21 protein-coding genes and 1 riboswitch are annotated in these 23,725 nt (G+C 48.7%); of the genes, 6 read left to right on the top strand and 15 right to left on the bottom strand.

Translation table 11 applies throughout. The features are described from left to right. Positions 1-2: 2 nt before the first annotated feature. The 11 genes from CSQ88_RS01805 to CSQ88_RS01755 all read right to left on the bottom strand — a co-directional run bounded on the left by CSQ88_RS01805 (position 3) and on the right by CSQ88_RS01755 (position 10,621). The gene (locus tag CSQ88_RS01805) at positions 3-245 is read right to left on the bottom strand and encodes an acyl carrier protein (RefSeq protein WP_099396409.1); all 243 of its coding nucleotides are present in this window, start codon (positions 243-245) and stop codon (positions 3-5) included. A 23-nt stretch (positions 246-268) separates the two neighbouring features. Continuing rightward, positions 269-1,372 (bottom strand): DegT/DnrJ/EryC1/StrS aminotransferase family protein, encoded by a 1,104-nt coding sequence (locus CSQ88_RS01800; protein ID WP_099396408.1) that lies wholly within the window; start codon positions 1,370-1,372, stop codon positions 269-271. Between the two features lie 2 nt (positions 1,373-1,374). Further along, the gene (gene rfbC / locus CSQ88_RS01795) at positions 1,375-1,923 is read right to left on the bottom strand and encodes a dTDP-4-dehydrorhamnose 3,5-epimerase (protein WP_099396407.1); all 549 of its coding nucleotides are present in this window, start codon (positions 1,921-1,923) and stop codon (positions 1,375-1,377) included. A gap of 134 nt (positions 1,924-2,057) precedes the next feature. After that, positions 2,058-2,963 (bottom strand): glucose-1-phosphate thymidylyltransferase RfbA, encoded by a 906-nt coding sequence (gene rfbA / locus CSQ88_RS01790; protein ID WP_099396406.1) that lies wholly within the window; start codon positions 2,961-2,963, stop codon positions 2,058-2,060. A 97-nt stretch (positions 2,964-3,060) separates the two neighbouring features. Next, positions 3,061-3,996 (bottom strand): dTDP-4-dehydrorhamnose reductase, encoded by a 936-nt coding sequence (gene rfbD / locus CSQ88_RS01785; protein ID WP_099396405.1) that lies wholly within the window; start codon positions 3,994-3,996, stop codon positions 3,061-3,063. 60 nt (positions 3,997-4,056) lie between these two features. Further along, complete coding sequence (locus tag CSQ88_RS01780; protein ID WP_099396404.1) at positions 4,057-4,425, bottom strand: four helix bundle protein; 369 nt, start codon at positions 4,423-4,425, stop codon at positions 4,057-4,059. 133 nt (positions 4,426-4,558) lie between these two features. Further along, complete coding sequence (gene rfbB, locus CSQ88_RS01775; protein ID WP_099396403.1) at positions 4,559-5,614, bottom strand: dTDP-glucose 4,6-dehydratase; 1,056 nt, start codon at positions 5,612-5,614, stop codon at positions 4,559-4,561. Continuing rightward, positions 5,611-6,810: a Wzz/FepE/Etk N-terminal domain-containing protein gene (locus CSQ88_RS01770; RefSeq protein ID WP_099396402.1), complete on the bottom strand. Its 1,200-nt coding sequence runs from the start codon at positions 6,808-6,810 to the stop codon at positions 5,611-5,613. The genes rfbB and CSQ88_RS01770 overlap by 4 nt, the downstream gene beginning before the upstream one ends. A 70-nt stretch (positions 6,811-6,880) precedes the next feature. Next, positions 6,881-9,289 carry an SLBB domain-containing protein gene (locus tag CSQ88_RS01765; RefSeq protein WP_099396401.1) on the bottom strand — a complete coding sequence of 803 codons (2,409 nt, stop codon included), beginning with the start codon at positions 9,287-9,289 and terminating at the stop codon, positions 6,881-6,883. 165 nt (positions 9,290-9,454) lie between these two features. Then, on the bottom strand, positions 9,455-9,778 hold the full coding sequence (locus CSQ88_RS01760; protein WP_099396400.1) for a rhodanese-like domain-containing protein: 324 nt from the start codon (positions 9,776-9,778) through the stop codon (positions 9,455-9,457). 189 nt (positions 9,779-9,967) lie between these two features. After that, on the bottom strand, positions 9,968-10,621 hold the full coding sequence (locus tag CSQ88_RS01755; RefSeq protein WP_099396399.1) for a protein-L-isoaspartate O-methyltransferase: 654 nt from the start codon (positions 10,619-10,621) through the stop codon (positions 9,968-9,970). A 226-nt stretch (positions 10,622-10,847) separates the two neighbouring features. Continuing rightward, a riboswitch (TPP riboswitch) is annotated at positions 10,848-10,945 on the top strand. Positions 10,946-10,979: 34 nt separating this feature from the next. Between CSQ88_RS01755 and thiC the strand changes: the two genes are divergently transcribed. From thiC to CSQ88_RS01740, 3 genes are all read left to right on the top strand, one after another. Beyond that, positions 10,980-12,905 carry a phosphomethylpyrimidine synthase ThiC gene (thiC, locus tag CSQ88_RS01750; protein WP_099396398.1) on the top strand — a complete coding sequence of 642 codons (1,926 nt, stop codon included), beginning with the start codon at positions 10,980-10,982 and terminating at the stop codon, positions 12,903-12,905. 153 nt (positions 12,906-13,058) lie between these two features. Continuing rightward, positions 13,059-13,526 (top strand): DMT family transporter, encoded by a 468-nt coding sequence (locus CSQ88_RS01745; protein WP_099396397.1) that lies wholly within the window; start codon positions 13,059-13,061, stop codon positions 13,524-13,526. 94 nt (positions 13,527-13,620) lie between these two features. Further along, complete coding sequence (locus CSQ88_RS01740; protein ID WP_099396396.1) at positions 13,621-13,968, top strand: DUF4870 domain-containing protein; 348 nt, start codon at positions 13,621-13,623, stop codon at positions 13,966-13,968. Positions 13,969-14,163: 195 nt separating this feature from the next. Here CSQ88_RS01740 and dnaJ read toward each other — a convergent pair whose 3' ends face one another. Next, the gene (dnaJ, locus tag CSQ88_RS01735) at positions 14,164-15,291 is read right to left on the bottom strand and encodes a molecular chaperone DnaJ (RefSeq protein ID WP_099396449.1); all 1,128 of its coding nucleotides are present in this window, start codon (positions 15,289-15,291) and stop codon (positions 14,164-14,166) included. A 177-nt stretch (positions 15,292-15,468) separates the two neighbouring features. Here dnaJ and CSQ88_RS01730 point away from each other — a divergent pair, with 177 nt between their 5' ends. After that, complete coding sequence (locus CSQ88_RS01730) at positions 15,469-17,100, top strand: methyl-accepting chemotaxis protein (protein ID WP_099396395.1); 1,632 nt, start codon at positions 15,469-15,471, stop codon at positions 17,098-17,100. Between the two features lie 96 nt (positions 17,101-17,196). On the opposite strand, the gene dnaK is transcribed toward CSQ88_RS01730, so the two are convergent. The 3 genes from dnaK to grpE (CSQ88_RS01715) all read right to left on the bottom strand — a co-directional run bounded on the left by dnaK (position 17,197) and on the right by grpE (CSQ88_RS01715) (position 19,913). Then, on the bottom strand, positions 17,197-19,128 hold the full coding sequence (gene dnaK, locus CSQ88_RS01725; protein ID WP_099396394.1) for a molecular chaperone DnaK: 1,932 nt from the start codon (positions 19,126-19,128) through the stop codon (positions 17,197-17,199). A gap of 132 nt (positions 19,129-19,260) precedes the next feature. Then, positions 19,261-19,377, bottom strand: coding sequence for a nucleotide exchange factor GrpE (gene grpE, locus CSQ88_RS01720; RefSeq protein WP_099396393.1), 117 nt, complete (start codon positions 19,375-19,377; stop codon positions 19,261-19,263). After that, entirely contained in the window at positions 19,377-19,913 is a 537-nt protein-coding gene (gene grpE / locus CSQ88_RS01715; protein WP_099396392.1) for a nucleotide exchange factor GrpE, read from the bottom strand. Before grpE (CSQ88_RS01715) ends, grpE (CSQ88_RS01720) begins: the two co-directional genes overlap by 1 nt. 550 nt (positions 19,914-20,463) lie before the next feature. On the opposite strand from grpE (CSQ88_RS01715), the gene aceA reads away from it, so the two are divergent. Continuing rightward, on the top strand, positions 20,464-21,744 hold the full coding sequence (gene aceA, locus CSQ88_RS01710; RefSeq protein ID WP_099396391.1) for an isocitrate lyase: 1,281 nt from the start codon (positions 20,464-20,466) through the stop codon (positions 21,742-21,744). Positions 21,745-21,898: 154 nt separating this feature from the next. Next, positions 21,899-23,485, top strand: coding sequence for a malate synthase A (gene aceB, locus CSQ88_RS01705; protein WP_099396390.1), 1,587 nt, complete (start codon positions 21,899-21,901; stop codon positions 23,483-23,485). Positions 23,486-23,725: the final 240 nt, after the last annotated feature.

Here is a 23,725-nt window from a genome sequence, read left to right as displayed (position 1 = left end):
AATTAATCAAACACAACGTGGTATTTAGCCAATATTTCTTTCGCTTTTGCAAAAGAGCTCATATCGATAATGTCATCCGTATCCAGCATCACATCAAAAATATTTTCCAGTTCTGCAACGAGAACCATATGAGCAATAGAATCCCATTCTGGAATAGAGTTATAAGCCAGTTCATCTTTAATCGTGTCAACATCAATATTTAGCGATTTAGCAAATGCCTGCCGTATTTTTTTTGAGTTATCCATCACAAATTACCTTAGAAATTAAATTATTTTAAAAAAGAAACAATGCGTTCTACATCTGCGGATAAAAGCTCCGTAAATATTGGTAGACATAGCACTTTATCGGCCATTTCCTTAGCGACAGGCAGAGATCCAGGTGCAGCCGAAGGCATGCCTCTATACATGGGCATGTCACTAATCAGAGGGAAGAAGTATCTACGTGAAAGAATGTCATTTTCTTTCAGCTTTAAGTAAAGCTCGTCTCGTGTCAATGGGTAGCTTTCCTCAATCAAAACAGGAAAATAAGAGTAATTATTTTCTGTTTGCATAACGGTATCAGGAATTGTTATTCCAACTATGTTGGCCAATGATTCACGATATTGATTATCAATATTTTTACGTTTGGCTATTGCCGTGTCAATATATTTCAATTGCAGCATACCAAATGCAGCTTGAAACTCACTCATCTTGCCATTAATTCCGGGAGCGGTAACGGTCACTTCATCAGCAAAGCCAAAATTTTTCAAATAATCGATTCGTTGCTTTGTCTTTGCATCTGGAGAAATAATCGCCCCCCCCTCAAAAGTATTAAATACTTTAGTGGCATGAAAGCTTAGCACAGATAAATCCCCATGACGTAAAACACTCTGGCCTTGATAATTCACACCAAAAGCATGTGCCGCATCATAAATAACTCTTAACCCATAATTGTCCGCTATTTTTTGAATAGCTTTTACATCACATGGATTCCCATAACAATGAACAGGCATAATTGCCGTTGTTTGCGGTGTAATTGCCGCCTCAATTTTTTTAGGGTCTAAATTAAAAGTTTGCTGATCTATATCTACAAACACAGGCTTTAAATCATTCCAAAGCAACGAATGAGCCGTCGCGACAAAAGAGTAAGGAGTTGTAATAACTTCCCCTGTAATTTTTAAAGCCTGAAGAGCTGTAACAAGAGCAATTGTTCCGTTGGTAAACAATGAAATATGTTCAACACCCAAATAATCACAAAGCGCAGATTCCAACTGTTGATGAAATGGGCCATTATTTGTCAGCCACTTGTTATCCCATATTTGTTCCAAGTATGGAATAAATTCTTCCAATGGAGGTAAAAATGGTTGTGTTACTGAAATTATTTTATTAGACATGATTAATCACTCAAATTTAGTAATTTTAAAAAACCATTACCCAGTTCATCTTTTTTTGAAAGTTGGAGATTATCAACTTTAGGCCATTCTATATTCAAATACTCATCACACCATAAAATTGAGCGCTCGAATTCTGGAAACCAATAATCAGTAGTTTTATATAAAAACTCTGCCACATCAGAAACAACTACAAAACCATGGGCAAAGCCTTCTGGTATCCATAACTGGCGTTTGTTCTCCGCACTCAGTGTAACGCCCACCCATTTACCAAAAGTAAGCGAGGATTTACGGATATCTACCGCTACATCGTACACTTCACCTACGGTGCAGCGCACCAGTTTGCCCTGAGGGTGTTGAATTTGATAGTGCAGGCCGCGCAATACACCTTTTGCAGAGCGGGAATGGTTATCCTGCACAAATTCAACTTTGCGGTCAATGGCGGCCTCAAATTTGGCGTGGTTAAAGCTTTCATAAAAGAAACCGCGCTCGTCTCCGAAGACTTGCGGCTCAATTATTTTCACATCGGCAATTTCGGTATCTATGATTTTCATATTGCACTTTTCAAGCCAAAGATGGGCGTAGCCCCTTTCGGCTGTTATTCCTATGTAAGAATGATTTTTTTATCGGTCAAAAAGCGATAAGAACAAGTAGCAGGCCAGTAAAGCACGCTTGCTACAAAAAATCATCAGAATGTTTTGTCTTTTAGCATGTTCAATAAGTACTGGCCATAAGCGTTTTTCTTTAAGGGCTGGGCTAATTTTTCTATTTGAGCGGCATCAATCCAGCCAGAGCGGTAGGCGATTTCTTCTGGGCAGCAAACTTTTAAACCCTGGCGCGATTCAATGGTCTGAATAAACTGGCTGGCTTCCAGTAACGATTCATGGGTGCCGGTATCCAGCCATGCGTAGCCACGACCCATGGTTTGTACGTCCAGTTCGCCCATGGCTAAGTAAGCTGCGTTCACATCGGTGATTTCCAGCTCCCCCCGAGGGGATGGTTTAATCGCCTTCGCAATTTCTACTACACGGTTGTCGTAGAAATAAAGGCCCGTAACGGCATAGTTTGATTTGGGCTTTGCAGGTTTTTCTTCCAGGCTTACAGCTTTGCCCTGCTCGTCAAACTCTACTACACCGTAGCGCTCTGGGTCAGTAACACGGTAGGCAAATACGCTGGCACCGCTGGTTTTGGCCGATGCATCTTGCAGTAAGCCGGCAAAATCGTGGCCGTAATAGATATTGTCACCCAGCACCAGGGCGCAATTATCTTTTCCAATAAATTCTTCGCCAATGATAAAAGCTTGGGCAAGGCCATCTGGTGAGGCTTGCACAGCGTATTGCAGCTGAACACCCCACTGGCTGCCATCGCCAAGCAATTGCTCAAAGCGCGGGGTGTCTTGCGGGGTAGATATAATCAAAATCTCTTTAATACCCGCCAGCAGCAGGGTACAGAGTGGGTAGTAGATCATTGGCTTATCGTAGATAGGCAACAACTGCTTACTGACGGCCAGCGTGGCAGGGTAAAGACGTGTACCACTGCCACCTGCCAGGATAATGCCTTTACGGCTTGATTCGGAAGAATTAGAAATTGTCATCTTGATCTCGCTTATCTTTTTCTGGCGGCTTGTACTCGCCAAAGAGTCCGTTGCTTCACATTTTAAAGGCCTGCGTTTTGCAGACGTCGCAGCTGAATTATTTATTGCTCAGCAGAGTCATGACCTGCGTAACGCCCTTTTGCCAATCCGGCATACAAAGCCCAAATGCGGCTTGCAGCTTTTCTGTACTTAGCTGCGAATTTGCCGGTCTTACTGCGGGCAGGGGGTAGGCGCTAGTCGGTATAGGCAGAATTTGTGCGGCTTTAATTGCCACGCCCGCAGATTTTGCCAGCTCAACTACACTCTGCGCATAACCATGCCACGTGGTGCTTCCACCTGCGACCAGATGATAGGTGCCATATAAATCACAGGATTTTGATTCGGCAACTGATTCGGTCTGTAAAACCTGGCGAATCGCATGCGCAGTTACATCGGCTAATAAGCTGGCCGCAGTTGGTGCACCGTGTTGATCTGCGATGATTTTTAGCTCTTCACGCTCGCCAGCGAGGCGCAGGATGGTTTTTAAAAAATTACCGCCATGCGCGCCAAACACCCAGCTGGTTCTGAAAATCAGATGCCGTGGGTTCGCTGCCGCTATTGCCAGCTCACCAGCCAGCTTGGTCTTGCCATACACAGACTGCGGGTTGGGCGTGTCGGTTTCGCTATACCAACCGTCTTTTGTGCCATCAAAAACATAATCGGTGGAGTAATGCACCAGCAGTGCGCCTATCTTGGCAGCTTCATCTGCCAATACTTGCGGAGCGATAGTATTGATGGCGTGCGCCAGCTCATGCTCGCTTTCAGCCTTATCTACAGCGGTATGCGCTGCTGGGTTCACAATCACATGCGGCTGTGTTCTGGCAACCAGCGCACGGATCGCATCCGGATCGCTTAAATCACAGTCTTCACGATCAACCGCAATCACAGAGCCAAGCACGGCAAGACTGCGCTGCAGCTCGAACCCCAGCTGGCCATTTTTGCCGGTAAGCAAAATGCGGAGAGTGGGGAGTGGGGAGTGGGGAGTCAAGTTCATATACATTACGTTTATTGTCATTGAGATTGATGCTTACAATTTTTATTCATGTCGTTGCCATCACTCATCATCGTGTACTTTCTTAGCAATTTTTCTATGTAAACCGCTGAGTAATTTTCCAACTTTATCTACTTGCCCAAATAAACAACAATCCGCTTGCACATAAGCAAGCATTGCCGAAATTTCGACTTGCGTATCAAGCTCACTTAAAGAACCACGGGCTATATTGAGAAAGCGTAGATATTCTCTGGAAGTTCCACGCGCCACACCTTCGGCAATATTTGAAGGAATGGAGACAGCAGCTCGCCGCATCTGACTACTCAAGCCATATACCTCTTCACGAGAAAATTGAGCCGTCATTTGATACACCATCTTCACCAACAACATCGACTGCTGCCAAGTTTCCAACGATTTATGCGGTTTATCCATATCGAAGCTCCAAAGAGACTAATGCTGGGAGTGGGGAGTTTATAAATTTTCCGCCGAAGCAAAACACCTCCACAAGCCCCCTCCCAATCAGCTCATCCCCCACTCCCCACTCACTAATCCCTACTCCCCGCCCTTACGCATACTGCTGTTCAATCCAGTTTTGATAAGCGCCGGATGTTACATTCTGCACCCAATCCTGATGAGTCAGATACCAATCAACCGTTTTAGCAATACCGGTTTCAAAAGTCTCCGCAGGCTTCCAGCCCAGCTCTCGCTCCAGCTTACCCGCATCAATGGCATAGCGCTTATCGTGGCCAGGGCGGTCTGTTACATAGGTGATTTGCTCAGCATAAGCCTTGCCATCGCTGCGTGGCTGACGCTCATCCAGCATCTGGCAAATAGTGTGCACTACATCCAGATTTGGCTTTTCATTCCAGCCGCCCACATTGTAAGTTTCACCAACCACACCAGCTTCCAATACGCGGCGGATAGCGCTGCAATGATCTTTTACGTACAGCCAGTCACGGATTTGCTGGCCATCGCCATAAATAGGCAGGGCTTTGCCAGCGAGGGCATTCAGGATTACCAGCGGTATCAGTTTTTCCGGGAAATGATAAGGGCCGTAATTATTCGAGCAATTGGTGGTTAATACCGGCAGGCCATAGGTATGGTGCCATGCGCGGACCAGATGATCAGATGCGGCTTTCGATGCGGAATAGGGGCTGTTAGGCTCGTAAGTCTTGGTTTCAGTAAAGGCAGGATCATCACTGGCTAAAGAACCATAAACTTCATCTGTCGATACATGCAAAAAGCGAAATGCTGCTTTGGCTTCAGCTGCTAAATCAGTCCAATAGCCGCGCACGCTTTCCAGCAAATTAAACGTGCCGACCACATTGGTCTGGATAAATTCACCAGGCCCGCTGATTGATCGGTCCACATGCGATTCGGCGGCAAAATTGATCACGGCGCGTGGCTGATATTTAGCCAGCAATTCAGAAATCACTGCTTTATCGCCAATATCTGCGCGCACAAAAATATGCCGGGCATCGTTTTTTAATGAGGCCAGCGTATCCAAATTACCAGCGTAGGTCAGCTTATCCACATTAATAACCGGCTCATCAGACTGGGCCAGCCAATCCAATACAAAATTACCGCCAATAAAACCTGCACCACCCGTAACTAAAATCATGCTACACCCTTCCATGTATTCTTTAATAAATCCAGACGTTGTTTTTGCTCCGGATTTGTACCCATTTTATTAAATGCTTCTAAAATAAAGCTCGCCAGAATAGCCAGGAAGAATCCTGCAAATAAGGCCAATAAAATCAAGATGGCACGCTTAGGCTTAGCTTTTCTTTCCGGCGCAATAGCACTGTCTAATACCTGAATATTGGCACCATCTTTGGCTTCGTCTAATTTAGCAATTTCATACTGCTTAGACATCAGCTCAAATAATGTTTCCTGATATTTCACGTCGCGCATTCTGCGGATGTAATCGAGACCAATTCCCGGCGCTTTGCTCCTGGCTATGAGCACATCTTCGTTTTCTTCCCCGCCCTTACTCATATCCGTCAGCTGAGTTTGCAAACTATCCAGCTCTGCCTTGGCTCTTTGTAATTCCGGGTTATTTTCAGTGGCAAAATTACGCATGGCATTCAGCTGCACCTGCTTAGCCGATACTTTGGCACGCAAACTGGCTAAGGCTTCAATCGCAACCTTGCCCTGCTCATTCAGCTGCAACACGCCGGTTTTTTCTTGTAGCTGTTTTAAAGCGACTTCGGCTTCAGCCAGATCTTTTTTAGCCGTTACAATCTGCGCTTCAAAAAACTGACGGCGCTGCGCCGCTTCTGTTACGGCCAAAACCTTGCTTAAATTGCGCAGCTCCACAACATAAGCATTAGCAATTGCAGCCGCAAGTTTTGGATCTTTATCTTCTACCGTAATCGAAATCAAGCCATCTTTACTCGCCACAATTTTGCTGTTATTTTCCAGAGTAAGTAATGCATCGCCCTTGGTTTTTGCCTCATAAACAGATTGTAATTTGAACTGTTCAAGTAGTTTTTCTTCCAAACGGCGGCTTTGCATCATGGCGATATAGATATCATTCGGGCTTTTCATTCCCAAAGCAGCACCTGCGCCCCCCGCCAGTCCACCTAATTGTGCCAGCATGGCAGATGCAGAGGATTGCTGCTGCTGCGGCGGCAAAATAGTAGTTTTTGCTTCAAAGATGGGCGTAGCGACTAAGCCATACACTAAAGCTAAAATACCAAATACAAGAGGCAGGCCAAAAATCAGCTTTTTGTGCCTGGCCAGTACTATTAATAAATCAACCAGGCTGATTTCATCATCCTGATCGTTTTCCTGGGTCATTACTTTGTTTTCCATTGCGCTCAATTATCTTGTTGTTTAATCAAAGTTAAAAAACGCACAGGGCCTGTGCCCCATGCGCTCTTCATTAATTACCCAATACTTTAATCCCAGCTAAACCAGTACCAAAGTTGGCCAGAATTTGCGTCCAATCCAGCGCATTCTTCACAAAACCAGTACGATCAAACTTCTCAGGCACAACAATCACATCGCCAGGCAAAGACGCCACGCTATTAAAAGAGCGGGAAATCCAGCCAAACTGCTTGGCACTGACAACCGAGCCATCTGCACGCACTACAAAAATACTATCGCTGTCTGCACTTTCTGTAGGCCCGCCTGCCAGCGCAAGGTAATCGCCCACGCTGCGGTTTTTGCTGAATATAAAGGCATTATTACGGCTGAATACCGAGCCCATTACCGCAACAGTAGCAGAGCGGGAAGGAATAAAGACGCGATCACCATCTTCCAGCGCCACTTCAGGGATATCTTCCAGTTTGCGGCTTTCCGGGCTTAAGCCCAGCACCACGCGGCCATCTGCCTTGGTCGTACGGATTTTCTGCGCCAGCAGTTTTTGCTGCTCGGCCTGAATATTTGCAGCTTGCACGCCCTGGCCATTCAATGCATTTTGCGCCTGTTGCCCAGCCGATGTCTGAGCATTGCGCTCTACATAGTCAGCTAAACGCTCTAACTCGTCCTGCTGCTTTTTACGTACTTCATCACGCGAGAACTCTGCACCATACAGATAGGCACTGGAGGTTAAACCGCCGATGCGATCAATCAGGGTAGTCAGCGTTTCGCCTTCGCTCACCTGATAAATACCTGGCGTTGCTACCTCTCCCTCGATATGCACAAAGCGTGATTTTTGCTGGGTAGATACGCGGATATCGGTTTTAGAAAACACATGAATCACATCGCCCTTAGCCAGAAGCTTATCCTGCGATGCATCGCGCTTTAAAATAACCGCGCCCAAATTAAACGGTACAAGCGTTGTTGTGCTGTCCAGCTCATTGGTGCGCTCAATCGCTGCGTAATTCCAGTTAATTTCCTGCTGATTACTATGTAAAGCCCCCAGCAGGGTGCGATCCACTTTACGCTGTGGCTTTTGCTGATTGACTGAGCTTTGCTGGCTGAGCAGGAACTGCTGATCTTCCTCTTCCTGCAAATCCTTACTGCTTGCGGTTTTATCCTGATATTTGTTTTCCCAGAAGCGCGGTGCAATCAGCATCTCTTTGCTGGTGATTAAATCACTCACCTTCATGCCTTCAAACCAGGGCATACGCACCGACTGCGCTACATTGCCGCGCAGGGAAACCATATTGTCAATTTTCTGGCTGAGGCCATAAAGCTGCACCACATCACCGCCGCGCACAGCAAACCCAGCTGCCTTGGCCAGTTCTACTGATTCCACCTTGCGGGATTTTTGCGCAACCACACGCTCAACCGATACCTTGCCATCTTGCGCAAAATTACCTGCGCCCCCGGCCCAGTTAATTAAATCTTGTAAGTTTTCGCTTGGCTTCACTTCATAAATAGCCGGTACTTTTACGCTGCCAGAAATAGCCGCCTGCCCGCCCACTGGTGGCACATACACCACATCACCGCCTTGCAACATCAGATCATGGCTTTTATCGCCTTTCAGCAGCAAATCGTATAAATCGAATTCATTCACCACTTTGCCAGCGCGCTTCACCTGAATTTTACGCAAGGAGCCGTTAGCAGAAGGCCCGCCCGCGGCAAACAGGGCATTGACCACGGTAGAAAGCGATCCCAGACTATAACTGCCAGGGTTTTGCGCAAAACCCACCACAAAAACCTGTACGCTTTTCAGCTGGCCCATCGTAACAGCCAGATCAAAATTTCGATAAACCTTGCCCACTTCACGGCTTAAATGCTGCTTAAGTGCGCCAAAAGGAATGCCTACCACGCTGACATTGCCCACACGGGGAATAAACACCGCGCCAGAGCGATCTACTTTGAGCTGCAAATCCGCATCCAGCTGCCCCCACAGGCGTACAGAGAAATTATCCCCCACGCCAATCAGGTAATCAGCCGACACCGGTGCGGCTTCAAAAGGCGAGTAAGCAGCCTGCTGCATCTGAAAAATTTGCTGGCCAAAAATTGGCAGCGGCAAATTGGCACTGCTGCAGAGGTATTTCTGGAAATCATTCAGCGGCAGTGCGGGTGTTTTATATTTACTATTTTTATCCAAAGTGAGCTTGCCACTCACATCATCACAGCTCACCGGCGCCATTGGCATTTGTGGGATGAAATTTCTGCTCTGTTGGTTTTGCTGCCCCTGCTGATTCTGCGGCATACCCTGCTGAGGGTAGCCCAGGGTAGTCCCCTGGCCTGACAATGCACTTTGATTCATTAATGCAGACGGGTCATCCGGCATTGTTTGGCAATCACCAGAACCAGATAAACAGGCAGCAGACCACGCAGGGCCGGCTAAAAGCAGCGAAAGTGAAATAACAGCGGAGCTTCTGGATAATTTCATGGTTAGTAATGTCTTATGAAAGGCAAGGGGTGCGGACAAACAAGCGGGGAGACTATAACAACTCAAGCTACTCTATGGAAGCCATTGAGACTTAAAAACAATTCATATGACATATATCAAATTGTTTTTACGTCTTTATTCTCACTCTGTTTCAGGTAAGGCTTATTAATATTTTGCCATTGCTAAATCAACTTCCTCTGCCCAGCGCGCAATTCCGCCATTTAAATTAATGACATTGGCAAAGCCCTGGCGCTCCAGAAAGGAAGCTACCTGATAGCTGCGCATACCATGATGGCAAATCACCACAATCGTTGCGTCTTCATCTAATTCCGCAAAGCGGTGGGGAATGGTATTAATGGGAATAAGCTGGCTATTTGCAATATTGCAAATCTCATACTCACCCGTTTCACGCACATCAAGCAAAATGGGGCTCTCACGCTCTGCGTCGTTCAGCCATTGAGATAATTCAATCGGATTAATCTGTTGCATTAGAAGCCCTGATAGCAAAATAAGAAAATCATTATCCCAAGCACACAGAGCCGCAGCCGGGCTTAAATCGCAGGGAAAAGCATCTGGTCTATGCCTTTCTCTGCGATTTTATGATGTAAGCAAAGGCTTTTTAGCGCCCTCAGTCAGGGGAGCAAAAAACAGGCTGGGCTTATGGCGGTTATGGCGTTTTTAAAATGCAAACGTGGTTTTTTCAACTGCATTTTTTAAGCGTGGCAAATTGTATTCAAACAATTTTGTGGTTCCAAAGCTGCCCTTGTCCACACAGCTCACCAGCGTAGCCGACATAATCGGCAATTCGCCCACCACCGCAATCAAACGTCCGCCCACAGCCAGCTGATCTTTCAGGCTGGCTGGCACTTCAGCCAAAGAGCCGGTCACAATAATGGCATTAAACGGGCCTTGCGCCTGGGCTGCAGCAAGTGCATCACCCTGCGTTACCGTTACGTTTTTAATCCCGGCCGCCGCGAGATTAGCGCGGGCAGTCTCCGCCAGCGCAGCATCAATTTCTACGCCATAAACATGTGCCACTAAGCCTGCAGCCAAGGCCATCAGGTAACCTGTACCTGCGCCAACCACCAGCACTTTATCGCTCGGCTGAGGATCAATATCCTGCAGCAGCTTGGCTTCCATTTTTGGCGCCAGCATTTGTGCGCCATTGGCCAGAGGCAGCTCGATGTCTACAAAAGCCAGCTCTTTTTTATCTGCGGGCACAAATTCTTCGCGCTTAACCGCCAACACACGGTTAAGCACCTTTTGATCCAGCACATCCCATGGGCGGATTTGCTGTTCTACCAATAAATAACGCGCGTTTTCCCAATCCATTTTTATTACCTCAAAGCGAGCTGGGAGTAAGCCCAGCGTTTGAAAATTTTGGCAATTATCCCACAGACTAGGCCCAGTGTGGTTATAGCGTGAGTTTGGGGAGGTGGGAGCCGTTAGTGACCGGCACTCCCTACTCCCTACTCCCAACTAAACATTGATGCAAATCATCCTCATTGCATCTTAAATTTGCTGTTTTCCTGATTTTTCGATACCGTCTAGGCTGATTTTTTATCGCTAGGGGTTCTGCGCCAATCGCGCGGATGAGAGATACCCTCTGAACCTGATTCGGTTAATACCGGCGTAGGGAAGCGAGCTAGATACTTCGTTTAGCTCACCCGCGCCTTTCCGTGAGTAGAGCATGAACGCAAAAGCCCAATTTTTAGCATCCACCGCCGTCGTTGACGACGCAGCCATCCAGCCACTCCCCAATTCACGCAAAATTTATGTCACTGGCTCACGCGCCGATATCCGCGTGCCTATGCGTGAAATTAGCCAAGCTGATACCCCACTTCAAATGAGCATCAGCGGCGCGACAGAAAAAAACCCGCCTATCTTTGTTTACGACTGCTCCGGCCCTTACTCCGACCCACAGGCAAAAATTGATGTGCGTAAAGGCCTTGAAGCGATTCGCAGCACATGGATTAGCGAGCGGGATGACACAGAGCTGCTCAGCCAGCTCACCAGCGAATATGGCCGTATGCGAGAAGCCGATGCCAAACTGGATGAATTACGCTTTGAGCTAAAACGTCAGCCACGCAAAGCCAAAGCAGGCTGCAACGTCAGCCAGATGCATTACGCCCGTAAAGGCATTATCACGCCAGAAATGGAATACGTTGCAATCCGCGAAAACATGAACCGTGCGGTCTATCTGCAAAGCCTGCGGGACAGCAGCCCAACCGGCGAAAAAATGCTGGCCATGATGAATCGCCAGCATAAGGGCCAAAACTACGGCGCCGTGATGCCGGATGAAATCACACCTGAATTTGTACGCAGCGAAATCGCCTGTGGCCGCGCCATTATTCCGAACAACATCAACCACCCAGAATCCGAGCCGATGATTATTGGCCGTAATTTCCTGGTTAAGATTAATGGCAATATCGGCAACTCCGCCGTCAGCTCCAGCATCAGCGAAGAAGTAGAAAAAATGACATGGGGCATTCGCTGGGGTGCAGACACCATCATGGATCTGTCCACCGGCAAGAATATCCACGAAACCCGAGAGTGGATTTTACGCAACAGCCCGGTACCAATCGGCACCGTGCCTATCTATCAGGCACTAGAAAAAGTAAACGGCAAGGCTGAAGACCTGACATGGGAAATCTTCAAAGACACGCTGATCGAGCAAGCCGAGCAAGGCGTGGATTACTTCACCATCCACGCAGGTGTATTGCTGCGCTATGTGCCTATGACCGCAGGCCGCATGACCGGCATTGTCAGCCGTGGCGGCTCGATTATGGCCAAATGGTGTCTGGCGCATCATAAAGAAAACTTCCTTTACACCCACTTTGCCGACATCTGCGAAATCATGAAAGCCTACGATGTGGCCTTCAGCCTGGGCGATGGCCTGCGCCCTGGCTCAATCTGGGATGCCAATGATGAAGCGCAGCTGGGCGAGCTGAAAACACTGGGTGAGCTCACCCAGATTGCCTGGCAGCACGATGTACAAGTGATGATCGAAGGCCCGGGCCATGTGCCTATGCAATTGATCAAAGAAAATATGGATAAGGAACTGGAGTGGTGCCATGAAGCGCCGTTCTACACCCTCGGGCCGCTGACCACCGATATCGCCCCCGGCTACGATCACATCACCTCGGCCATTGGCGCGGCGCAAATTGGCTGGTACGGCACCGCCATGCTTTGCTATGTAACGCCTAAAGAGCACTTAGGCCTGCCTAATAAAGACGATGTAAAAGAAGGCATCATTACGTATAAGCTGGCAGCCCACGCAGCGGATCTGGCCAAGGGCCACCCCGGCGCGCAGATTCGCGACAACGCGCTCTCCAAAGCCCGCTTTGAATTCCGCTGGGAAGACCAGTTTAATCTGGGTCTGGACCCCGATCGCGCCCGCTCTTTCCACGACGAAACCATGCCTAAAGACAGCGGCAAAGTGGCGCACTTCTGCTCCATGTGCGGCCCGCACTTCTGCTCGATGAAAATCACTCAGGATGTGCGCGAGTTTGCAGCCCAGCAAGGCGTGGCCGAATCAGAGGCAAATCAGATCGGCATGCAAACCAAGTCGATTGAATTTATTAAGAAAGGTGCCGAGGTTTATCACAAGGCTTAATTAAAAGAGCATAGGGAGTGGAGAACAGGGGAGTGGGGAGTCGGAAAATCAAACCCGCCACGCCCCTACTCCCCACTGTCGACTCTCGACTCCCCGCCTCACCCCAAAAAAACATGCTAATCTCACCCGCCTTACTCCTTACTCACAATTCCCATGCAGCTTCCTTACTTCCTACTCGCCCTCATCATTGGCCTGATCGTGCCACTGCAGTCTGCCGTTAATAATCAGCTCAAGGGTGTAATTGGTGGCAGTACGCTGCTGGCGGCTTTGTTGTCTTTTTCGATTGGCACACTGACCCTGGCTTTGATTGCTTTACTCAGCGGGCAAAAATGGGCGGGGCTGGCTAATTTGGGAAATGCATCGTGGTGGATGCTGACCGGCGGGATAATGGGGGCGCTGTTTGTTTTTGGTACCACCTTGCTAGCGCCCAAAATTGGCGTGGCGGCGATGGTGTCTTTAATTATCAGCGGCCAGATTATTGCTTCGCTCTTATTCGATCGTTTTGGCATTTTGGGCTTGCCGGTGCGGGAGATTGGCGGCCTGCGGATTTTGGGTGCGGTCCTGATTGCAGCAGGGGTATTACTGGTTAATTTTGGGCCGATGCTCACAAAGCGCATGTAAAAATTACGCCTTAACGACAACGTCATACGAGATTATTGCTCTTATCTTATAAAGCCACCTAGAATGGGCATCCCCTTTACGCGAGAGAACCAAGATGGATGAAAGCCAATTCCCTGTAAAAACCAGCAATTCGGATTCCAACACCATTGCGATCCTCACCTGGATTGGCACCATTTTCTTTGGTTTTATCCCTGCGCTGGTGGTTTACCTGATTAAAAAAGAAGACCCTTATGTGCAGGATCACGCCAAGGAAGCGCTCAACTGGTCGATCACCGTTATGATTGGCTATGCCATTTCATGGGTACTGATGCTGATTCTGGTTGGCTTTCTGACTGCATTTGCACTGGGCATCGCTAATCTGGTGTTTTGTATTATTGCGGCAGTCAGTGCCAGCAGGGGCGACACTTACCGCCTGCCTTTTGCGATTCGTCTGATTAAATAAATAAACCTGAATCCTGAACCACAGACAACACTGAGCACACCCGGAGCAATAATCCGTTTTTCCTCAGTCTTGGATGTGTTTTGCGGGGCGCTGTTTAATACCGCAGATAAAAAAAGAGCGATGGCTTAGCCATCGCTCTTTTTTTGCCGATACAAGCAAGCGCTTACTCCTGATCAGAGCAAGGCCCGCCTGGGCTTATGAGGCGAAAAAGTCTTTTACTTTATCCATAAACGATTTAGCACGTGGGTTGTGCTTGTCTGAATCGCCCTGGCTGATTTCTTCAAACTCTTTCAACAGCTCTTTCTGACGCGAAGTCAGCTTAACTGGCGTTTCCAGAATCACATGGCACATTAAATCGCCGGTGATCGCGCTGCGTACACCTTTAATCCCCTTGCTGCGCAGGCGGAATTGCTGGCCGCTTTGCGTTTCTGGTGGAATAGTAATGCGTGCTTTGCCATCCAGGGTCGGGATTTCAATCTCGCCGCCCAGTGCCGCTACGGTAAAGCTGATTGGCATTTCGCAGTGCAGATCATTGCCATCGCGCTGGAATACCGAGTGCGCTTTAACATGAATCACCACATACAGATCACCTGAAGGGCCGCCATTCACACCGGCTTCGCCCTCGCCGCTTAAGCGGATACGATCGCCTTCGTCCACACCAGAAGGAATCTTCACTGCCAGCGTTTTATGCGTGTTCACGCGGCCCGTGCCGTTACAAGGGCGGCATGGATCAGGGATATATTTGCCGCTGCCGTGGCAGGTTGGGCAAGTTTGTTGCAGGCTGAAGAAGCCTTGTGAAACGCGAACCTGGCCGTGGCCGCCGCAGGTGTGGCAAGTCTTAGCCTGCGTGCCTGCTTTGGCTCCGCTGCCATGGCAGCTGCTGCATTCTTCGTGCGATGGAATCTTGATCTGGCGCTCTACACCCCGCGCGGCTTCTTCAAGGCTGATTTCCAGGTTGTAACGCAAATCAGCGCCACGGTAGACGTTGGAACGCCCGCCACGGCCACCGCCACCTGCCGCGCCAAAGATATCGCCAAAGATGTCAGAGAAGGCGTCACCAAAGCCTGCACCGCCGCCACCGCCCATACCTGATTGCTGATCAAGGCCAGCATGACCATATTGATCATAAGCAGCGCGTTTTTGCGCATCAGATAAGACTTCGTAGGCTTCTTTGCCTTCCTTGAATTTTTCTTCCGCATCTTTGCTATCCGGATTACGGTCCGGATGATATTTCATTGCCAGTTTGCGATACGCTTTTTTAATTTCGTCATCACCCGCATCGCGGTTCACACCCAGCGTGTCGTAAAAATCTTTTTTAGCCATCTTTTTAATCCTGCACAGGAGGCCGCGCCCCACGAATTCATCAACGGATTGCACATTGGGGCGAAGCATTCAATCTACAAGCCCCCCGCTCTTCTTTATGAGATTTCACTTGTACAGAGGCCTTTATCACTCTATGAATAAATCAGTTCTCTTACACCCGCTTTGAAAAGGCATGTCATGAATATCCTGAATCAATTTTCAATAGGCGGCAGATTGCTTGCTGGTTTCTTATCCTGTGCGCTGATTACCTTAATCCTAGGCGTACTTGGCTTTCATAGTGCAGCATCCATGCAAGAACTTACCGCAGATATGCACGACAATCAGCTTGTACCGATTATGGATTTAGCCAATGCCAATATGCAGGCGATTTATCATCACCGGGGCTTATATGCTTTTGTGGGAGAGCCTGATGATAATAAAATGGCCAAACTTGCAGAAGGGATGAAAGCCAATGAAAGTAAGCTAAAAGAATTACTGGATAAATACAGAGCCACCTCTTTAACCCCGCCGGAAGTTGAGCTGCTCAAAAAAGTAGATGATCTGTGGCCCCGCTATATAGAAGCCACCAAACCCGCAATGGCAGCAGGAAAAGCCAATGATTTCAAGCTTGGCGCAGAGCTGATGTCCACCTCGGTTGCAGCCGCATTTCAACCCTATGACGACGCATTAAGCGCCTTGGTTGATCTGAATAAAAAAATATCCGATGAGTCCATGGCAGTCAGCACGCAAGAGCTGGCCGCAACCAAAACTAAATCCACCATCCTTACTTTGATTGCTGTGGTGCTTGCGGTGGCCTTAGGCATTATCTTAACCAGAAGCATCACCACGCCCATCAGCCATGTACGCTCGTCTTTAGAAAGAATCCGTGAAGGCAATTTAAGCGAGCACATTGATGTAGAAGGCAAAGACGAGCTGGCGGCCATGCAGGCCGATCTGTTAAAAATGCAAGCCGATCTAAAAGCCACCATTCAAAGCATCAATAACAACTGTACCGAGCTGGTCAGCATGTCTGATCTGCTGGCTAGTGCCTCGCAGCAAGTGGCCATCAGCTCGCAAACCCAATCCGAATCTGCATCCTCATCGGCTGCCGGTGTGGAAGAGCTAACGGTGAGCATAGACAGCGTTTCGGCCAGCGCCAGCGAAGCCAATCAGCAGGCTCATGATGCAGGGCTGCTGGCTAATTCCGGTAGCGAAGAAGTCAAAAAATCGAATTCACTGATTGATAATGTTTTAGAAAACGTCAACAGCACCGGCACACAGATTGCCAGCCTGGAGCAAAGCTCTACCCATATTGGCAATATCGCCACCGTAATTAAAGACGTGGCCGATCAAACCAATCTGCTGGCCTTAAACGCCGCCATCGAAGCCGCCCGGGCAGGAGAACAAGGCCGTGGTTTTGCCGTAGTAGCCGATGAAGTGCGTAAACTGGCTGAGCGCACCACCAGCTCGGCACAAGAAATCACCGGCATGATCCAGACCATCCAGCAAGGCACACGTGCCGCAGTCAACGGCATGCAATCGAGCCAGCAAAGCGTAAGCCAGGTTTCTACGGCTTCAGAGCGCACCAATGAAGTGATGGAGCAGATCAAAGCGGGCTCTTTTAAAGTACAAACCTCCATCAAAGATATTGCTTCAGCGCTTTCGCAACAACGCTCTGTCAGCACCGAGCTGGCACAGAATGTAGAGCGGATTGCACAAATGGCCGAAGAAAACCGTGCCGCAGTAGAAGAAGTCGCCAATTCTTCGAATAACTTAGTTCAGGTAGCCAACGACCTAAAACAATCCATAAGCCGGTTTAAGCTGACTTGAATCCTGATTAGAAAAAAGATCTGCAGCGTTTTACATTCACAGACACAAAAAAACAGGCCCGCATCAGCGGGCCTGTTTTATTTAAATAAGCGTGGCTTATTTATCTTTTACTTCTGTGAATTCAGCATCAACGACATTGCCGTCATCTTTCTTAGCATCAGCTTCAGCACCTGCGGCCGCGCCTGCTGCTGCACCTTCAGGTTGCTGAGCGTACATTTGCTCGGCTAATTTGTGCGATGCTTCAGTCAGCGTTGCTGTTGCAGCTTCAATTTTTTCTTTATCGTCTGCGTGGTCTTTCAGCACCAGCTCAACTTCGGCCATAGCGGCTTCGATCTTCGCTTTTTCGTCTGCGCCAATCTTGTCGCCAAATTCAGCCAGTGATTTTTTCACTGAGTGAACCATGCCGTCAGCCTGGTTGCGTGCGCCTACCAGTTCAGACAATTTCTTGTCTTCTTCGGCATTCATTTCTGCATCGCGAACCATTGCTTCGATTTCAGCTTCAGACAAACCGCTGGAAGCCTGGATGGTAATGCGTGCTTCTTTACCGCTGGCCTTGTCTTTAGCGCCTACGTGCAAGATACCGTTCGCATCGATATCAAATGTTACTTCAACTTGTGGCACGCCACGCGGAGCAGCCGGGATATCACCCAGGTTAAACTGACCAAGGCTCTTATTTGCCGAAGCGCGTTCACGCTCACCTTGCAGCACGTGGATGGTTACGGCTGTCTGGTTGTCTTCTGCTGTAGAGAATACTTGCGATGCCTTGGTAGGAATCGTGGTGTTTTTCTTGATCAGCTTAGTCAGAATGCCGCCCATAGTTTCAATACCCAGGGACAACGGTGTTACGTCCAGCAGCAATACGTCAGTACGATCACCCGACAATACCGAACCTTGCAATGCAGCACCTACAGCAACCGCTTCATCCGGATTCACATCACGGCGGGCTTCTTTACCGAAGAAGTCTTTAACTTTATCTTGCACCATTGGCATACGGGTCTGACCGCCAACCAGGATGATGTCATCGATATCAGTAATTTTCAGGCCAGCGTCTTGCAGGGCAATACGGCAAGGCTCAATAGTGCGTGCAACTAAGTCTTCTACCAGGCTTTCATACTTAGCGCGGGTAATTTTTTGCGTTAAGTGCTTAGGACCTGTTGCATCCATTGTGACGTATGGCAGGTTGATTTCAGTTTGTGTGGTGGAAGACAACTCGATCTTCGCTTTTTCTGCCGCTTCTTTCAGGCGTTGCAGCGCCATCACATCCTGCTTCAGATTGATACCAGTGTCTTTTTTGAATTCGTCGATGATGTAATCGATGATGCGCTGGTCGAAGTCTTCACCACCAAGGAATGTATCGCCGTTGGTTGCCAGTACTTCAAATTGCTTATCGCCATCTACATCGGCAATTTCAATGATAGAAACGTCGAATGTACCGCCACCCAAGTCGTATACAACGATCTTGCTGTCGCCTTTTTCTTTCTTATCCATACCAAAGGCCAGCGCAGCTGCAGTTGGCTCATTGATAATGCGTTTTACGTCCAGACCAGCAATACGGCCAGCGTCTTTAGTAGCCTGACGTTGTGCGTCGTTAAAGTAAGCCGGAACAGTCACAACGGCTTCGGTTACTTCTTCGCCGAGGTAATCTTCAGCGGTTTTTTTCATTTTGCGCAATACTTCTGCGGAGATTTGCGGTGGCGCCATTTTTTTGTCGCGAACCGAGATCCATGCGTCGCCGTTGTCGGCTTTAACGATGGAGAAAGGCATCAGGTCGATGTCTTTTTGTACTTCTTTATCTTCAAACTTGCGGCCGATCAGGCGCTTTACCGCGTACAAAGTATTTTTTGGGTTTGTTACAGCCTGGCGCTTAGCCGGCGCACCAACCAGAATCTCACCATCTTCCTGGTAAGCAATAATGGAAGGCGTTGTACGTGTACCTTCTGCATTTTCGATCACCTTAGGCTGACCGTTTTCAAATACGGCCACGCAAGAATTTGTTGTACCTAAGTCAATACCAATCATCTTTGCCATTTTTAGTTTTTCCTTGTCTGCTCACTGCCCTGAGGCAGCGGTAAATTAACAACCATGTTCACAAAGTGGGGATGCGCTGAGCATTTTCAAGAGGACTTCTTTTAAATCCTCCACCACCTCAAAACGTATTTTTTACTTTGCTGCTGCAACCATCACCATCGCCGGGCGAATCACGCGGCCAGCCAGCTCGTAGCCTTTTTGCATGACTTGCACGACTGTATTGGCTTCTGCGACTGCCAGTTGCACCATTACTTCGCTGCTGCAACCATCACCATTGCCGGGCGAATCACGCGGCCAGCCAGCTCGTAGCCTTTTTGCATGACTTGCACGACGGTGTTGGCCTCTGCATCGCTAGGTACCATTGAAATAGCCTGGTGCTTATGCGGATCCAGTTTATCGCCCATCGGGTTGATTTCTGTGAGCTGCGATTTTTCAAATGCCGCAGTCAGCTGTCTTAAAGTGAGCTCAACACCGTTTTTCAGTGCTTCAACTTCACCAGTCTGATCAGCCAGCGCCATTTCCAGTGAATCTTTTACTGCCAACAGCTCAATCGCAAATTTCTCAACCGCAAATTTGCGGGCTTTGTCGACTTCTTCAAGAGAGCGGCGGCGATTATTTTCAGCCTCAGCCTTGGCATAGAGCACGTCTTGACGGGCTTTTTCAATATCTGCAGTTGCAGCGGCCAATTGCGCTTCCAGCGAATTTTCAGTGCTTTCGACAACAGCTTCATCAGCCCCGGCGGCGACATCTAAATTGGTCTGCTCTTGTACGTTTTCGTTACTCATCAGGAACTCCAGTCAAAACTTATTTCAAACATGCAAGGGCAGATGGGGTTATCGCCGTGCATTTCAAGTGCATCGCAACAAGCCGCAGCCAAACTTCTGCAGGCTAAACCCAGCCCAAGCCAGTGCCGGCTGTTTTTTTAGTTAAAAACCAAGCAACTTAATCCGCATTCAGGCGTCTGCCCTTAGCAGATGTATCAATAAATACAATTTTTTTTATAGATTTTTTCTTAAAGTAAGCCGCATAACTGGCGATGTAGCTGACAGAAAAAAATTTATAAAAAACTACATTTTTTAATCGAAATGATACTTTATGCCATTAAAACAGTCGTTTAAAGCAATAAAAACACAGCAAGCATTTATCTTCATTTTCAAGTACTTAATTACCATCGGTTGACTAAATACTTACTAGAAAAAAAGTACATGAAAGCCCCAATATGTAGTCGATTATTACTGACTACAATCGAATGGTGCACTGCAAAATAACTCTGCAACACGGCCATAAAATGCTTTACTTAAACATGCAGCCCATCACCCTTCAGGGAGTATTGTTATGAGTACAAAGGAACAAAAGATCGCCGCCATCCAGCAAGACTGGGACACTAATCCACGCTGGAAAGGCATCACCCGACCTTATACCGCTGCAGACGTTGAACGCCTGCGTGGCAATGTGCAAGTCGAGCACACATTAGCCCGCCGTGGCGCAGAAAAGCTGTGGTCCTTAGTTAACGAAACACCCTATGTGCATGCTTTAGGCGCCCTAACCGGCAACCAAGCGATGCAACAAGTTAAAGCAGGCCTGAAAGCCATCTACCTTTCAGGCTGGCAAGTTGCCGCCGATGCAAACATCGCAGGTGAAATGTACCCGGACCAATCGCTTTACCCAGCGAACTCGGTTCCACTGGTGGTGCGCCGCATCAATAACGCGCTAACCCGCGCCGACCAGATCAATCACGCCGAAGGCGACGACAGCATCGATTTCTTTGCGCCCATCGTAGCCGATGCTGAAGCAGGCTTTGGCGGCGTACTGAACGCGCACGAGCTGATGAAATCCATGATCGAAGCCGGTGCTGCCGGTGTTCACTTTGAAGACCAGCTGGCCTCGGTTAAAAAATGCGGCCATATGGGCGGCAAAGTATTAGTACCAACGCGTGAAGCGGTAGAAAAACTGGTTGCCGCGCGTTTTGCTGCCGACATCATGGGCGTGCCAACACTGATCGTAGCGCGTACCGATGCCGAAGCCGCTGATTTGCTGACCTCCGATGTGGATGCCAACGACAAGCCATTCTGCACTGGCGAGCGCACACCTGAAGGCTTCTACAAAACTACACCGGGCCTTGAGCAAGCAATCAGCCGTGGTCTTGCCTACGCGCCGTATGCTGATTTGGTATGGTGTGAAACCGGCAAGCCGGATCTGGAATACGCACGCAAATTTGCATCGGCAATTCATGCTCAGTTCCCAGGTAAATTGCTGGCTTATAACTGCTCGCCATCGTTTAACTGGAAGAAAAACCTGGATGACGCAACCATCGCTACCTTCCAAGCGGAGCTGGGCAAGATGGGTTACAAATTCCAGTTTATTACCCTGGCGGGTTTCCACGCGCTGAACTACGGCATGTTTAACCTTGCCCACGGCTACGCCCGCCGCGGCATGAGTGCCTTTGTTGAGCTGCAGGAAGCCGAATTTGCAGCTGCAGACCGTGGCTTTACTGCGGTGAAACATCAGCGTGAAGTGGGTACAGGCTACTTTGATTCGGTTACGCAGGTAATCCAGCAAGGCCAGTCTTCCACCACCGCGCTGAAAGGCTCAACCGAAGAAGAACAGTTCCACTAAGACTCAAAACCCAAGTCTTAAAACACGGAGATAAGGAGAACACGGAGAACCACGGAGAAAACATCTATCCTTGGTTTTCTCCGTGAAACTCTGTGTCCTCCGTGCCCTCTGTGTTTCAAGGTTTGGGTTTCCCCCTAATGCTAAGGGATAAACCATGACAACCACGCTTGCAGGTATTCGGGTTCTCGGCCATATCAGCCCTGCTTTTGCCCCTATTCTTACCCCCGATGCACTGGCTTTTTTAGCCGAGCTGCATCGCAGCTTCGAGCCACGCCGCCGTGAGCTGATGGCTGCCCGCATTGAGCGCCAGGCACGGCTGGATGCCGGTGAAGTGCCTGATTTTCTGCCCGACACCCAGCATATCCGCGATGGCAACTGGAGCATTGCGCCCCTGCCCGCCGATTTACTCGACCGCCGCACCGAAATCACCGGCCCGGTAGAGCGCAAAATGATGATTAATGCGCTCAATTCCGGTGCTAAATCGTTTATGGCCGATTTTGAAGATTCCAATACGCCAACATGGGAAAACCAGATCGAAGGCCAGATCAATGTAAAAGACGCCTATCGCAAAGAGCTGTCTTTTACCTCGCCCGAGGGCAAGCAATACACATTAAATGATGAAATTGCCACGCTGATTCTGCGCCCGCGTGGCTGGCATTTGATGGAAAAACACGTTGAAGTCGACGGCGAAATCATCGCGGGTTCCTTATTTGATTTTGGACTCGCCGTATTTCACAACCTGAAATACCGCCTCAGCCAGGGCACATCGTGTTATTTCTATCTGCCCAAAATGGAGTCGCATTTAGAAGCCCGCCTCTGGAACGATGTCTTTACCTGGGCCGAAGCAGAGCTTACCGCACCGCACGGCTGCATCAAGGGCACAGTACTGATTGAAACCATTCTGGCCGCTTTTGAAATGGACGAAATCCTTTACGAGCTGAAGGAGCACTCCGCAGGCCTGAATGCCGGGCGCTGGGATTACATCTTCAGCTGCATTAAGAAATTCCGCGTTAATACAGATTTTTGCCTCGCCAATCGCAGCCTGATCACCATGACCGTGCCGTTTATGCGCGCTTATTCCCTGCTGCTGATTAAAACCTGCCATCACCGCAATGCACCGGCCATGGGCGGCATGAGCGCGGTGATTCCAATCAAGAACGACGAAGCGGCCAATGAAAAAGCCATGCAGCAAGTTCGCGCGGATAAAGAACGGGATGCGGCGGATGGCTACGATGGCGGCTGGGTGGCTCACCCTGGCTTAGTTGCCATTGCACAGGCGGCATGGGATGCGGTTCTTGGCGGGAAGCCCAATCAAATCAGCAAGCAACGCCCGGATGTCAGCGTGGCAGGCAGCGATTTACTGAACTTCCAACCTGAAGCGCCAATTACCGAAGCCGGTTTACGCGGCAATATCAGCGTGGGCGTGCAGTATCTGGCCGCATGGATTTCTGGCCTGGGCTGCGTGCCGATTCATAATCTGATGGAAGACGCCGCCACCGCCGAAATCAGCCGCTCGCAAATCTGGCAATGGATCAGATCCCCCAAGGGCGTACTGGACGATGGCCGCAAAGTCAGTAAGGAGCTGTTCCGCCAGTGGCTGCCAGAAGAAGTTGCCAAAATCCACACGACCGGCCGCTTTAGCAGCACGCTGGACGAGGCCGCACTGATGTTTGATGAGCTGACCACCAGCGAGGACTTTGTCGAATTCCTGACTTTACCAGGCTACGACAGGCTGAAATAAGAGTCAGTATTTTATAAAGAACCCGCTTCAAAGGGTGTGCAGGCCGCTGCGCACCTTTACTCCCCCTGTTTAATCAAACATATTCTTCTTTTATTGCTTATTCGCAAAGATCAAAAAACAATTTACGCATTAAATAGATAATTGCCATTTTTACAGCATTAATTTATTGCTGCTAATTTATATATGCCATTAAGCAACGCCCCAATTTTAAAAAATGCAAGCGTTCTAACACCTTATTCA

It is taken from the genome of Iodobacter sp. BJB302, from assembly GCF_002735645.1.
Classification (GTDB): Bacteria; Pseudomonadota; Gammaproteobacteria; order Burkholderiales; family Chitinibacteraceae; genus Iodobacter.
The sequence above is the reverse complement of the archived record's forward strand: the minus strand, read 5'-3'. Positions and strand labels throughout refer to the sequence as shown.